General features: G+C 41.6%; 8 protein-coding genes and 1 riboswitch. Of the genes, 1 reads left to right on the top strand and 7 read right to left on the bottom strand.

All coding sequences use genetic code 11. From position 1 onward, the window contains the following. The first annotated feature begins 378 nt into the window (after nucleotides 1-378). Nucleotides 379-1,545: a site-specific integrase gene (locus Q4443_RS07595; protein ID WP_049518862.1), complete on the top strand. Its 1,167-nt coding sequence runs from the start codon at nucleotides 379-381 to the stop codon at nucleotides 1,543-1,545. 209 nt (nucleotides 1,546-1,754) lie between these two features. On the opposite strand, the gene Q4443_RS07590 is transcribed toward Q4443_RS07595, so the two are convergent. The 7 genes from Q4443_RS07590 to Q4443_RS07560 form a co-directional block, all read right to left on the bottom strand. Further along, on the bottom strand, nucleotides 1,755-5,555 hold the full coding sequence (locus Q4443_RS07590) for an FctA domain-containing protein (protein ID WP_303408226.1): 3,801 nt from the start codon (nucleotides 5,553-5,555) through the stop codon (nucleotides 1,755-1,757). Between the two features lie 203 nt (nucleotides 5,556-5,758). Beyond that, nucleotides 5,759-6,487 carry an ABC transporter ATP-binding protein gene (locus tag Q4443_RS07585; protein WP_000136209.1) on the bottom strand — a complete coding sequence of 243 codons (729 nt, stop codon included), beginning with the start codon at nucleotides 6,485-6,487 and terminating at the stop codon, nucleotides 5,759-5,761. Continuing rightward, the gene (locus Q4443_RS07580) at nucleotides 6,487-7,494 is read right to left on the bottom strand and encodes an ABC transporter substrate-binding protein (RefSeq protein WP_000754526.1); all 1,008 of its coding nucleotides are present in this window, start codon (nucleotides 7,492-7,494) and stop codon (nucleotides 6,487-6,489) included. Before Q4443_RS07580 ends, Q4443_RS07585 begins: the two co-directional genes overlap by 1 nt. A gap of 35 nt (nucleotides 7,495-7,529) precedes the next feature. After that, nucleotides 7,530-8,288: an ABC transporter permease gene (locus Q4443_RS07575; RefSeq protein WP_080978789.1), complete on the bottom strand. Its 759-nt coding sequence runs from the start codon at nucleotides 8,286-8,288 to the stop codon at nucleotides 7,530-7,532. Next, entirely contained in the window at nucleotides 8,251-8,541 is a 291-nt protein-coding gene (locus Q4443_RS07570; protein WP_049518863.1) for a thiamine-binding protein, read from the bottom strand. Before Q4443_RS07570 ends, Q4443_RS07575 begins: the two co-directional genes overlap by 38 nt. A 71-nt stretch (nucleotides 8,542-8,612) precedes the next feature. Further along, nucleotides 8,613-8,715, bottom strand: a riboswitch (TPP riboswitch). A gap of 103 nt (nucleotides 8,716-8,818) precedes the next feature. Further along, nucleotides 8,819-11,452: a DNA polymerase I gene (gene polA / locus Q4443_RS07565; protein ID WP_049518864.1), complete on the bottom strand. Its 2,634-nt coding sequence runs from the start codon at nucleotides 11,450-11,452 to the stop codon at nucleotides 8,819-8,821. 129 nt (nucleotides 11,453-11,581) lie between these two features. Then, the gene (locus tag Q4443_RS07560; RefSeq protein ID WP_049518865.1) at nucleotides 11,582-14,527 is read right to left on the bottom strand and encodes an SIALI-17 repeat-containing surface protein; all 2,946 of its coding nucleotides are present in this window, start codon (nucleotides 14,525-14,527) and stop codon (nucleotides 11,582-11,584) included. Nucleotides 14,528-14,531 lie beyond the last annotated feature (4 nt).

The following is a 14,531-nucleotide window of genomic DNA, read 5'->3' as shown; positions in this document are numbered from 1 at the left end:
AGTCTTCTTACTTAAAATATCAATTTAAAGTTGACAAATGGCTTCAAATGGATTAAGCTTAATTTAATCTTATGAATGGTTGCAGTAGCGACCTACCAAAAGGAGCCTCTAACGAAGCTCCTTTTGTGCTTTGTTTCGAGCTGTAATCAATGAGCCTTTTTACAAATATTAAAAATTAATAAATACTTTGATTAGGATTTTTCACTAATTAAGTTTAACGCCTCTACAAGCTCTATATAACCTTGTTTCCTATTCTGGTATATTTTACTATCCGTCCTCTTAAAATCGAAAATAGAAGGGTTCTCGTAGCTCCTCGCATGGCATAAACTCAAAACCTTTTCTAATTGCTTGCCTGCTGATGGAAAAGGAGTTAAACCCATGAAAATTACACAACACACGAAAAAAGACGGATCAACAGTCTACCGCTCTAGTATCTATCTTGGCATTGATTCTGTGACTGGAAAAAAGGTCAAGACTACTATATCAGCACGAACAAAAAAAGAACTCAAAAACAAAGCCACCCAGGCTAAGGTAGAATTTGAGAAAAACGGCTCTACACGAAAACAACGCTCACATATAACAACCTATAGCGAACTTGTGGACTTGTTTTGGCAAACCTACCAGCATACCGTAAAGACCAATACGCAGATTAAGATAAAAGGTTGCTTAAATAACTACCTCTTGCCCTCATTTGGTACTTACAAACTAGATAAACTTACTCCTGTTATTATCCAAACTCAAGTAAATAAGTGGGCGGATGAGTATAATCAGGACGGAACGGGGTATAAAGAATACAATCACCTTCACGCCTTAAATAAACGTATTCTACAGTATGGGGTTTCTATCCAAGCATTAGACAATAACCCTGCTCGTGATATTGTCATTCCTAGAAAGATAACTAGAGATAAACAAGAAATTAAATACTTTCAAGATCAGGAACTTAAAAACTTCCTCTCCTATCTCGATAACCTGGAGAATACCTTTATCAATTTCTATGATACTGTGCTTTATAAAACGCTCCTAGCTACTGGACTGCGCATCCGTGAATGTCTTGCCCTGGAATGGTCTGATATTGACCTGCAGAACGGAACGATCGATATTAACAAAACACTCAACATTTTAAACCAGGTAAACACTCCTAAGACAAAATCAAGCTATAGAGTTTTAGATATAGATCATAAAACAGTACTCATGCTTCGTCTCTACCGAGCAAGACAAGCAGAAAACGGTAGAAACATTGGCTTAACCTATGAGAAAGTATTCTCTGATAGCTTTGACAACTATGTCAATACTCGAAAGGTTGATTATCGCCTACATAAGCACTTAAAAAACGCTAACTGTACTGATTTAGGCTTTCATGCTTTCCGCCACACTCACGCTAGTATCTTGCTTAATGCTGGCCTGCCATACAAGGAAATACAGACACGGCTTGGCCATGCAAAAATATCTGTAACTATGGATACTTACAGCCATTTATCAAAAGAAAACCAAAAAAGAGCAGTCTCATTCTTTGAAACTGCCCTCGAAAAAATAAAAAGTTCTTAAAAAAGTCCACAAAATAAAAAAAGCGATACATAAAACCCTTATGTATCAACGATTATAGAATGATTTCGGTATAATTGACTATTATACCGAAATTTTTGATTTTTTTAAAGGAAAAGGGAGCGAGTTGCGAAGATTATTATAAACTACCCAAAACAAAAAGATGGGACCGTAAAACGGTCACCATCATTTTGCTTTATTCAAAGTTAAGATTAGTCAACTTTTTTAGCACGGTATACAAGTCCTGCCAAAGCTGCAAGAACTAGACCAAGAATAGTAGAGAATACTGTAAAGTCTGCTCCACCAGTATTTGGCAAATCTCTCTTAGGCTGTTCACCCTTAGGATCTTCCTTAGGCTTTTCTTCGCTAGGTGCAGTATACGTGTTAGTGATTGTTGGGTTGTTACCTGTAACTGTTGTTACAAGTTTGCCTGCACCATTATCTGTCACTGTTACTGTCACTTTGTAAGAATTCTCATCATATTTGATATTCTCATCGTTACCTTTTACTTCAGTAATAGTGTAAGTGTGCTCACCTGCTTCTTTGTACTCAATTGCTGTGAAAGTAACAGTACCGTCTGCAGCGTTTGTAGCTGTTCCGATTACTTTGTCACCTTCTTTAAGTTCAAACTTAAACTGATCTTTTACAAGCTCTTTATCACCGTTCAAGACTTTCTTAGCTGTGAAAGTTACTTGTGTTGAAGATGCAACATAAGTATTTGTGAAGGTTGGGTTGTTGTCAGTTACAGTCGCAACAAGTTGGCCTGCACCGTTATCTGTAACGTTTACTGTTACATTGTGAGTAGATTTATCGTATGTCACACCTGCTTCGCTACCTGCTTTTTCAGAGATAGTGTAAGTGTGCTCACCTGCTGCTGCATACTTAATTGCTTCGAAAGCAACAGTACCGTCTGCAGCGTTTGTAGCTGTTCCAATTACTTTGTTACCTTCTTTAAGTTCAAACTCATATTTGCCTGCTTCAAGGGCTTTACCTTCTAAGACTTTCTTAGCGGTAATATTTACAGTTGTTGAAGCAGCTTTATAAGTGTTGGTGAAGGTTGGGTTGTTGTCAGTTACAGTCGCAACAAGTTGGCCTTGACCGTTATCTGTAACTGCTACCTTAACTTCGTGTTTAGCAGTGTCGTATGTCACACCTGCTTCACTACCTGCTTTTTCAGAGATAGTGTAAGTGTGGTTGCCTGCTGCTGCGTACTTGATATCTTCGAAAGTCACAGTACCGTCTGCAGCATTCTTAGCTGTCGCAACGACTTTGTCACCTTCTTTAAGTTCAAACTCATATTTACCAGCTTCTAGAGCTTTACCTTCCAAGACTTTAGTAGCCGTGATAGTAGCTTTTGTTTCAGCGGCTTTATAAGTGTTGGTGAAGGTTGGGTTGTTGTTAGTTGCAGTTGCAACAAGTTGGCCTGCACCGTTATCTGTAACTTTTACTGTTACTTTGTGAGTAGATTCATCGTATGTCACACCTGCTTCGCTACCTGCTTTTTCAGTGATAGTGTATGTGTGGTCGCCTGCTGCTGTGTACGTGATATCTTCGAAAGTCACAGTACCGTCTGCAGCGTTTGTAGCTGTCGCAACGACTTTTTCACCTTCTTTAAGTTCGAATTCATATTTACCAGCTTCAAGGGCCTTACCATTCAAGACTTTCTTAGCTGTGATAGTAGCTTTTGCTGAAGCTGCTTTATAGGTGTTGGTGAAAGTTGGGTTGTTATCAGTTACAGTCGCAACAAGTTGGCCTGCACCGTTATCTGTAACTGCTACCTTAACTTCGTGTTTAGCAGTGTCATATGTCACACCTTTTTCACTACCTGCTTTTTCAGTGATAGTGTATGTGTGGTTGCCTGCTGCTGTGTACGTGATATCTTCGAAAGTAACAGTACCGTCTGCTGCGTTTGTCGCTGTTCCGATTACTTTGTCACCTTCTTTAAGTTCAAATTCATATTTACCTGCTTCAAGAGCTTTACCTTCCAAGACTTTAGTAGCCGTGATAGTAGCACTTGTTGTAGCCGCTTTATAAGTGTTGGTGAAGGTTGGGTTGTCACCTGTAACAGCCGCCTCAAGTTGGCCTTGACCGTTATCTGTAACTTTTACCTTAACTTCGTGTTTAGCAGTATCGTATGTCACACCTTTTTCGCTACCTGCTTTTTCAGTGATAGTGTAAGTGTAGTCACCTGCTGTTGCGAACTCAATTTCTTTGAAAGTAACAGTTCCGTCTGCAGCGTTTTTAGCTGTCGCAACGACTTTGTCACTTTCTTTTTCTTTAAGTTCAAACTCGTATTTATCAGCTTCAAGCTCTTTACCGTTCAAGACTTTAGTAGCTGTGATGATAATAGGTTTTGCTGGTTTAGCTTTATAAACGTTCGTGAAAGTAATGTTCTTTGTATCTGGTGTTGCAACAAGTTGACCTTGACCGTTATCTTTAACGACTACTTTTACTTCATAAGCATTTGGATCGTATTCAACTCCGGCTACATCACCTGCTTTTTCAGAGATAGTGAATGTACGGGTTTCTTCTTGTGTGAACTTAAGTTCTGGGAATTGAATCTTACCGTTTGCATCGTTTGAAACAGTGTGGAGAACTGCTCCGTTTTCTTTCAACTCAAATTCAAATTGACCAGCCTCAATAGCTTTACCGTTCAAGACTTTCTTAGCTTCAAGTTGAAGTTTTGCTTCTTTAGCAGCGTATGTGTTTGTAAATTCTTTCTTAGAATCTTCAAATTTGACGCTTGCTAATTTTTCACCCAAAACATCTTCTACTGTTACAGTCGCTTTAAGGACGTTCGCATCATAAGTGTATCCAGGTTTGTTATCATTAACTTCTTTAATGGTATATTTAAAAGTTCCTGCTTCTTTGTATTTGATTGCCTCGAACTTCACTTTACCATTCTCATCATTTTTGACAGTTTGTAAAACATTACCTTTGTCATCTAGAAGTTGGAAACTAAATGCATCTTTTTCAAGAGCTTTACCTTCAAGTTTCTTAGTTACTTCTATAGCTACCTCATCCGATTTGGCGCCTCCACCAATACCGTCTGTTGTGGTAATTGGTGCAAAACCTTCAAAATCAATTGGTTGAGCTTCCTCGTTTGTAGTTACCGACACGTTATTTAGTACACGTTTAGTAACTTGGTCAACTGGTTTAGTCAAACGAGTACGGTATAGGATGAACAAACCTTTATGATCAAGAGTTCCATCACCATTAGGTGTAATTGAGAAATGGTTCTTATCTGTCACTTGAACATGAGCACTATCCAATTTTGTTCTTCCGTAACCATTTTCCCAGTCTGGGAAGTAGTAACCAGTGATTTCACTTGCAAGAACTTGTCCATCAGGAATAGTATCTTGGATATTTACACCAGTGTAAGATTTTGCATAGCGGTTAACACGGATACGCCAGTTTACATAGTTAGGATCGTCTGAGTCTTGAACTCCCCATTTAGTAAATCCAGTTGGGTCAACGTCTGGAACGATACGAGTCAGATGATAAACTCCTGCACCAGGAATGTTGATTTCATATTCCTTATTCTTTTCAACATGGTCTGCCCATACTACAGTAAATGATGCAACAATTTGTTTGTTCTCATTAAACTTCTTAAAGTACTCTTCGTTTGTTACTGTAATCTTAGCAGTATTCGTTGCCTTCTCTGTTGTCAGCGTTGCAATCGTATCACCGTTCGGAGCTTTCAAATCTGTAGTAGAATCTACTTCGATTTTGAACTCATTTGGAACGTGATAAACCATGAAATCACCGTTATTCAGAGTTACATTGTCTGGGAATGCGTAAGTTGTTTTAAGATAGAACTTACCTTCACCATATTTGGCATGATCGACTAATCGGTTCGTATTAATCGTCGGCTCTGTAGTCAAAGTGTACTCTGATTCAGTTTTTTCGGCAGCACTAACTACTCCATTAAGTCTTAGTGCAGGCAAAAAGACCGACACAACCAGTAGCAAGGCCATCAAGCCATGAAAGAGTTTACTAGTTCTCTTTTTCACCACATTATCCTCCTTATTGTCTATAATGGTTCAATTATATTATACAGTTCTATTACAAAATGTCAACTAAAATTTATTTATTTTTATATTAACTTACCATTTCTTTAAATATTAAGCCTAATCATGCATGTTCATCAGCTTTGAAATAAAAAATACAAGCAAGGATTTCGCTTGTATTTAATATATTCTAATTTCCTAAAAGGCTACGTATTTAATCCCAATTCTGCTAATATTTGTCGTTTGTAGGCAATTTTTTGGACTTCCTTGTCTTCGTTCTGGGGCCAATCTAGTTTGACTTCAGAGACAATCTGTCCAGGACGATTTTTCAAGATATAGATGCGGTCGCTGAGATTGAGGGCCTCTTCGATACTATGCGTGATGATGAGGGTCGTCAGCTGTAGCTGTTTGTGAATCTCCAGATACCAAGAGTGGAGTTCCATCTTGGTCATCTCATCCAAGGCACTAAAGGCTTCGTCAAGAAGAAAGAGCTTGTGCCCAAAAAGATAGGTCCGGAGCAAGGCTACACGCTGACGCATCCCTCCACTGAGTTCGTGAGGATACTTATCCCGTACAGCTGTCAACTGGAAGGTCGCAAGGATCTCATCCGCTCGGGCAATGGCCTCCGCCTTATCCACCTTTTGAATCAAGAGGGGCAAGATGATATTGCCAAGCACCGTCTTGTGCTCCAAGAGGAGATCCTTTTGCAGCATATAACTCACGCGCCCCTTAGGATTTTCCTCGCCATCAAGGACAATTCTCCCCGACTGGACTTTTAAAATCCCAGCGATTAGGTTAAAGAGAGTGGTCTTTCCAACACCACTTGGACCTAGGATAGAAACCACTTCACCCGAAGTCACCTGCAGGTTGATGTCCTCTAAAATCTTTTCATCGCCATAGGCATAGCTTACGTGTTCTAGTCTAATTTCTGTCATTATTTTACAAATTCATTAGTGAAACCTTTGTCAGTCAAGTCTTCTTTAAGGATACCATTTTCTTTGTCCCATTTGTAGAAGGCATTCCAGCGAGCTGCATCAAATTGTCCCCATTTTTCCTTGTCACTTGCGTATTCTTTTGACAAGTATTTTTGAGATTCGATGACAAAGTCACGTTTTTCCTTGAGTTCAGGTGCATTCTTGATGAGGATATCTGCAGCTTCTTCTGGATGCTCCATGGCATATTGGTAGCCTTTTTTGATGGCTTGGATGACTTTACGAGCTTCTTCCTTGTTGTCTTTTAGATAGTCATTGTTTGCGATGATAACGGGTGAGTAGTAGTCAAACTCCTTGACATAGTCTTTCAAATACATGAAGTTAGCCTCTACGCCTTGAGATTTGGCAAGGATACCATCCCAACCGTAGTAGATCCAAGCAGTGTCAAAAACGCCATTGGCAATTGGTGTGATAGAGTTTGAGTCGTTGTTTGGTACTTTTTCGACCTTCTCAAAGTCTCCTCCTTGTGATTCTACCAAGGTTTTCAACATAGCCAGTTCCGTTGGGTCATTCCAAGTTCCGTATTTCTTACCAACCAAGTCTTTTGGACTGGTGACATTGTCAGATTTGCGTGAGATGATTCCAGATGTATTATGTTCAACGATAGCAGCAACGGCAGTAATCCCTGCTCCTTTTTCCAATTTTTTAGCCATGTAGTCTTGGAAATAGATAGCAAACGGCGCCTTGCCATTGATCACCAAGTCAGACGAGCTTTCTTCAGGTGGCAATTTCAAATCAACATCCACTCCAGCTTCTTTGAAATAACCTTTTTCCTTGGCAACGTATAGCCCTGTGTGGTTAGTATTTGGCGTCCAGTCTAGGATAAAGTCAATCTTCTTGAGTTCCGCTTCCTTACTGTCCTTAGAAGCAGTTCCTTGGCCACAAGCCACCAGCACGACAGCCACAAGAGCTGTTACAAGCATTAAAAACACTTTCCATGTTTTCTTCATTTTATTTCCTCTTTTCTTTTTCTAAAACGCTCTATTTAAGTACGTTTCCATTTAATCACGTATTTTTCACTAATATCGACCAACTTCATACCGAGAAGGCTGATAATCGACACCAGAATAATAATGGCAAACATGGTATCATACTGAAACAGTTTCTTGGACTGAATCATGTAAACACCTAGTCCTTCAAAACCTCCCAACCACTCAGATACCACTGTTGTAATAAAGGCGTAGGAGACACTAACCCTCAGACCTGCATAAAAGTAAGGCAGACTGACCGGGATTTTAAAATGCCACAGGATTTGCCAAGGCTTGGCTCGCATCAGACTAAACAAGGTCAGCATATCCTTGTCACAATGCCTAAATCCATCTAAAATACTGACGATGATAGGGAAGGTTGTCGTCAAGATTATCAAGACAATCTTGGGCAAAATTCCATAGCCTAGCCACAAGACCAAGATAGGAGCTATAGCAATGGTCGGAATGGTCTGAACAACCACCATCATAGGGTAGATAAGATCATTGAGCCAAGTTAGACTGTCCATAAGCACTGCCATCAGACAGGCAATCAAGACTCCTAAGACTAGACCTAGCAAAGCCACTCTCAAGGTCGCCCAGCTATGGTGCCAGAGAAATTCTCTGTCACGAGCAAAGGCCTGGAGAATTTCAAAAGGAGTTGGCAGGATAAACTTGGGTAAAAGTTTGAATATTCCCGCTAACTGCCAGATTGACAAGACTCCTAGAAAACCCAATAGACTAATGTGTCGTCTCAGTATACTTTTCAAGTTTGTCATCGATGCTTAAAATCTCTCCTATATTTATTTTGACATTGGCAAAGACATTATCTGCCTCCTGCCCTGCCACTTCTAGCGTTTCTTTGAGAATGCGCATGAGCTCATCAAACTCCCCTTCCAAGACCGTTTCAAATGGTGTCACCACCATGGTTACAGACTGAGCTTGCAGATAGGTAATAACCTGATCGATAATAGCAATTCGATCAATCCCCTGTGATAGGGGTAAGACTTGCAAGGCAATGCTTGCTTTCATAAAAACCTCCTCTTCTCGGTTTTCCTTTTTGACAAAAAGAAAACCCCTTCCATATATGGAAAAGGTGCAGAATTCGGCTAAGTATCGTTCCCTACGCTGGCATTACCCAGATCAGGTGCGGTCGAAGTTTAACACTTCCTCTCAGACTGTACACAGACTCCCATATCTTATATGGACATATAGTAACGCAAATACAAGGAAAAGTCAAGAAAACTGCTTACAGAAAATCATGAAAAAGAGTTTGAAGACAAATGTTTCAAACTCTTTCATAACTTTCTTATTTAGCCTCGTACCATGTTGCCCCTTCATTTTCATCTGCGATAAGGGGAACACTGAGCTGGATGGCTTCTTCCATGGTTTGTTTCACCAGTACTTTGATGGCTACTAGTTCTGATTTCGGAACCTCGAGGACGATTTCATCATGCACTTGTAACAGCATCTTGGTCTGATAACCGCCCGCTACTAAAGCCTTGTCTAGCTGAATCATAGCAATCTTGAGAATATCTGCTGCTGAACCCTGGATAGGAGAGTTGATGGCAGTCCGCTCTGCAAAACCACGAATGTTAAAGTTGCGCGAATTAATATCTGGCAACTCACGACGACGCTTGAAGAGGGTCTCTACATATCCCTTATCACGCGCCTCACGCACCACCTCATCCATGTAGTTTTTAATACCTGGGAAGCGTTCAAAGTAAGTGTCAATGTAGGCTTTGGCTTCCTTACGGCTGATCCCCAGATTATTAGACAAACCAAAGTCTGAAATCCCGTAAACCACTCCAAAGTTTACCGCCTTAGCATTACGACGGTCGTTTGGAGTCACATCCTCAGGGCGTTCAATTCCAAAGACACGCATGGCTGTCGAGGTATGGATGTCTGCTCCCTCTTGAAAGGCCTTAATCAAGTGCTCATCCTTAGAGATATGCGCCAAGACGCGCAACTCAATCTGCGAATAATCCGAGCTAAGAAGAACGCTATCCTCCCACTCAGGCACAAAAGCCTTACGAATGAGGCGGCCTTGTTCCAAACGTACAGGGATATTTTGGAGGTTTGGATCTACACTAGACAGACGTCCGGTCTGAGTCAAATCTTGCACATAGCGCGTGTGGATCTTGCCATCATCCAAAATCCAGTCTTGCAAACCAATCACATAGGTAGATTGGATCTTAGCAATCTGACGGTAGTCGAGGATTTTTTTAACAATCGGAGCAATAGGAGCTAGTCGCTCAAGCACATCCACGGCTGTCGAGTAACCTGTCTTGGTTTTCTTGGTGTACTCTAGAGGAAGACCCAGTTTTTCAAAGAGAAGGACGCCTAACTGCTTAGGTGAATTGATATTAAACTCTTCACCAGCTAGTTCGTAAATCTCTTGAGTGAGTTGCTCAATGACGACCTCATTTTCAGCCTGCATTTCAAGTAGGGTTTCTTTTTTGACCTTGATCCCAGCAATTTCCATCTTAGCAAGGACAAAAGCCAGAGGTTGCTCCATGTCATAGAGAAGATCTAACTGCCCATGTTCACTGAGTTTTTCAAGTAAAACCGGCTCGGTCTCAACCAAAACAGAAACCTTGCGAGCCAAATGCCCCAAGAATTTCTCTCTCTCAGGGATAGCTTTCTTGACCCCCTTACCGTAGAAGGTCTCATCATCAGCCAAATAAGTCTGGCCATAGAGATTCGCAATGGTTGAAATTTCATTGTTCTCGACAGTAGAGAGGAGGTATTTGGCCAAACGACTGTCAAAAGCAGGGGCCTGCAAATTCAAGCCCAAACGATTTAAAAGAACCTTCGCTTTCTTAAAGTCATACACTTTCAGAGGTGTTTTTTCTAGAAAATTCTTGAGAATCGGCTCCTGCAAGAGCTCAAGTTTATCTGTAGCGTAAAGTTTATCCCCACAAGACCAAGCAAAACCAACCAAATCATCTGTATGGTAGTTTTCTCCAAAGAGTTCAAAGTGGAAGATAGAGTCGGCACTCAGCATGTCTTGACTGACGTGGTCAACAATAGTGAAATCCAAGCTCTCAGGCGCATCCTTCGACGAAACATTTAGAGCTTGTTTGAGCTGTTTGAAGCCCATCTCATCGTAGAATTTCCCGAGATTTTCCACATCTGGGCCATTATATACCAAATCATCAAGGCCAATCTCAATTGGTGCCTGAGTTTCAATGGTCGCCAAGGTTTTAGACAAAAAGGCTTGTTCCTTGTCATTGATGAGATTTTCCTTCATCTTAGAAGCCTTCATCCCATCGATATTTTCATAAATACCCTCGAGCGAACCATGTTCCAGCAAGAGCTTGATACCCGTCTTTTCACCGACTTTCGTGACACCAGGGATATTATCAGACTTATCCCCCATGAGGGCCTTAAGATCAATGAACTGAGCTGGCGTGAGGCCCATCTTTTCCATGAGATAGTCCGGCGTAAAGGCCTCAAACTCAGCCACACCTTTCTTAGAAATCTCGACCACCGTATGCTCATCCGTCAACTGGATCAAATCCTTATCTCCGCTAACGATTGTCACATCAAAAGAATCCTTCTCAGCCAAACGGCCTAAAGTCCCGATGATATCATCCGCTTCATACTGGGCCAACTCATAATGGCGAATCCCAAGATGGTCTAACAACTCACGAATGAAGGGAAATTGCTCACGAAACTCATCTGGAGTTTTAGCACGGCCACCTTTGTAGTCTGCATACATCTCTGTTCGAAAAGTCGTCTTACCTGCATCAAAGGCTACCAAAACATGACTGGGCTCAACCCGCTCTAAGACATGATTCAACATGAGTTGAAAGCCATAGATTGCATTGGTATGAAGGCCATTAGCATTTTTAAAACGATCCAACTGCTGATAGAGCGCAAAAAAAGCTCGAAAAGCAACTGAAGATCCATCAATTAATAATAATTTTTTCTTGTCCATACACCCATTATAAAGGAAAGAGGGGAAAAATACCATCGGAAAGAGCTGAAAAACGTGGACTTGTTCCTATTTCACCATAAAAAAGAAAAGGACTATTCAAATCCTTTTCTTTTATTGATTTCATGCGATTTATTTGTTCAATTTTCTCTTTGCAAATGGTAGCAAACCAAGAAGGAGACCAATAAATCCTAGCGATGCAACTGCTGAAGCATCTTGGCTTCCTGTATTTGGAAGGAGTTGTTCATCCGTTGCTGCAGGCGCTTTGTAGGTACGATCTTGTTCAGTTCCAAGAGTAGGGCTTGTAGCCAAAGGAGCTACACTGCCAGTGTATTCTGGAACTTCATTTACTGCAGGTTCAATCTTTTCAGCATAGGCTGGAATATTGGATACTGCTGGGGCACCGCTTTCTCCATAGGCTGGAACACTCGCTACGGCTGGTGCGCCACTTTCTCCGTAAGCTGGAACATTTGCTACGGCTGGTGCACCACTTTCTGCATAAGGCAGAGTGTTGCTGACTATTGGTGTACCGCTTTCTCCGTAAGCTGGAACATTCACTACGGCTGGGGCGCCACTTTCTGCATAAGGCAGAGTATTGTTTACTATTGGTGTACCGCTTTCTCCGTAAGCTGGAACGTTCGCTACGACTGGAGCGCCACTTTCTGCATAGGCTGGGAGTTCATTTACAGCAGCTTCTACCGCATTTACACCTTTGTTGTATTCTGGCAACTCTGCAGTTGCAGCTTCTACTGCGTTCACCCCACCTTTAAAGTCTTCAATTTCAAGAACAGCCGACATGACACTGCTTAGAGTCTTAATAGCATCCTCATAGTCTACTAAAGCTTGTTGCAAGTCTTTGACTTGACTATTCTTGTCACCAGAAACTTGTAAACTTGATAATTGCGCTTTAATCTTAGCAACTTGCTCTTCTAATTTACTTAGCTCAAGTTTTTTCGCATTACTATTTTCTTCTGCCGCTTCCTTGTCAGCTGCAGCAAGTTTAGCTTGGTCTTGGCTTGAGAAATCGTCTTGGCTCATCTCTTCGGCTGGTGTCACCTGGTCACTGTCTTCTGCTAAGAAATCATCTAGCAAGTCAGACGCTTCGATATCTCCATCTTCGATAGCTTTCAAGATGGCATCCTTGCCAATCACTTCTTTAGCCGCCTTAATCGCCGCTTCCTTATCAGTGATAGTGGCATCCTTGTTGATGTCATCGATGGTTGATTTTTCGATACCCTCAAGGGTTGTCAACAATTCGCTGTGGGCTTTTTCTTCTGCCGCCTTCTTAGCTTCTTCCTCTTTCTTAGCCACCTCGGCTGCTTCCTTATCTGCTGCAGTGAGTTTAGCTTGGTCTTGGCTAGAAAGCTGTGATTGAGTCTTCGATTCAGCTGGGCTTACCTGATCGCTATCCTCTGCCAAGAAATCATCTAACAAGTCTGAGGCATCAATGTCACCTTCTTCGATAGCTTTCAAGATGCCGTCCTTGCCAATCACTTCTTTAGCTGCCTTGATGGCTGCTTCCTTATCAGTGATAGTGGCATCCTTGTTGATGTCATCGATGGTTGATTTTTCAATTTTTTCTAGGGTAGCGATTAAATCTGAGCGAACTTTGGCTGCTTCTTCTGCTGCTTCCTTGTCCGCTGCAGCGAGTTTAGCTTGGTCTTGACTTGAGAAATCTTCTTGGCTCATCGCTTCGGCTGGTGTCACCTGATCGCTGTCTTCTGCCAAGAAATCATCTAACAAGTCTGAGGCATCAATGTCACCTTCTTCAATGGCTTTCAAGATAGCATCCTTGCCAATCACTTCTTTAGCCGCCTTAATCGCTGCTTCCTTATCAGTGATAGTGGTATCTTTGTTGATGTCGTCGATTGTCTCTCTTTCAATTTTTTCTAAGGTAGCGATTAAATCTGAGCGAACTTTGGCTGCCTCTTCCGCCGCTTCCTTATCGGCTGCAGCGAGTTTAGCTTGGTCTTGGCTTGAGAAATCGTCTTGACTCAGCGCTTCGGCCGGTGTCACCTGATCGCTGTCTTCTGCCAAGAAATCATCTAACAAGTCTGAGGCATCAATGTCACCTTCTTCGATGGCTTTCAAGATGCCGTCCTTGTCAATCACTTCTTTAGCTGCCTTGATTGCTGCTTCCTTATCAGTGATAGTGGCATCTTTGTTGATGTCGTCGATTGTCTCTCTTTCAATTTTTTCTAGGGTAGCGATTAAATCTGAGCGAACTTTAGCTGCATCAACCTGAGCCTCTTTATCAGCTTCGTCTAACTTAGCTTGGTCTTCATCTGTGAATTCTGATACAGGTTCAACTACTGTTTTGTGCTCGCTCGTATCTGCTGGCCAGTCTACAATAACATCACCAATCTCCAAATCCTCATCTGCGATAGCCTTCAAAAGGTCTTCTTTACCGATCTCTTCTTTGGCTTCTTTGATGGCCGTTTCTTTATCGGTGATTGAAGCGTCTTTTTTAATATCTTCAATTACAGCATTTTCAAGAGATGCTAGGGCTTGAACCAGAGCATCCGTCGCTTGAGAAACTTGTTCTTTGGCATCTTTTTCAGCCTGGTCTAGTAGAGCCTTCTCCTCAGTAGATAATTTTTTATTAGTTTGAGCTTCAGGACCTGTTACCACAGCCTTATCTTCTGCACCTTCTGGCAATTCAGCGATGATATTATCTAGGCTGAGCTCTCCAGACTCAAGAGTGTCTGAAATATACATCTTACCGATATATTCCTTCACAGCTTCAGTTGCAGCCTCTTTGTCCTCAATTGCTTCCTTATCCTTAATATCACTAATAGCCTGTTCCTCAAGTTCATCCAAAGCCTTCATCAACTCTTCTTTGGTCATTTTAGCTGGATTTGTCGCACCAGGATTAGCTGGACTAGCGTTTTCTGATCCCTTTTCAGTTTGAGCACCGCTCTCCCCTTCTGTTCCAGCTTGTGGTTGTGCAGGAGCAACTGCCTGCTCTTCTGCTTTCCCTTCATCTGCCTTAACTACTGAAGGCTGTGAAACGAGTACACTAGCTCCCAATACAGCTGCACTTGCTAAACTTGTTAAAATAACTTTCTTCTTGTCCATTAGA

The sequence above is a fragment of the Streptococcus sp. GP0011 genome, assembly GCF_030546305.1.
GTDB lineage: Bacteria > Bacillota > Bacilli > Lactobacillales > Streptococcaceae > Streptococcus.
Note: the sequence above shows the minus strand (reverse complement) of the source record. Positions and strands in the feature narration are given on the sequence as shown.

Coding starts and splice junctions, on each gene's coding strand:
- polA (WP_049518864.1), bottom strand. CDS start 11,452: ATGGACAAGAAAAAATTATTATTAATTGATGGATCTTCAGTTGCTTTT.
- Q4443_RS07585 (WP_000136209.1), bottom strand. CDS start 6,487: ATGACAGAAATTAGACTAGAACACGTAAGCTATGCCTATGGCGATGAA.
- Q4443_RS07570 (WP_049518863.1), bottom strand. CDS start 8,541: ATGAAAGCAAGCATTGCCTTGCAAGTCTTACCCCTATCACAGGGGATT.
- Q4443_RS07580 (WP_000754526.1), bottom strand. CDS start 7,494: ATGAAGAAAACATGGAAAGTGTTTTTAATGCTTGTAACAGCTCTTGTG.
- Q4443_RS07595 (WP_049518862.1), top strand. CDS start 379: ATGAAAATTACACAACACACGAAAAAAGACGGATCAACAGTCTACCGC.
- Q4443_RS07575 (WP_080978789.1), bottom strand. CDS start 8,288: ATGACAAACTTGAAAAGTATACTGAGACGACACATTAGTCTATTGGGT.
- Q4443_RS07560 (WP_049518865.1), bottom strand. CDS start 14,527: ATGGACAAGAAGAAAGTTATTTTAACAAGTTTAGCAAGTGCAGCTGTA.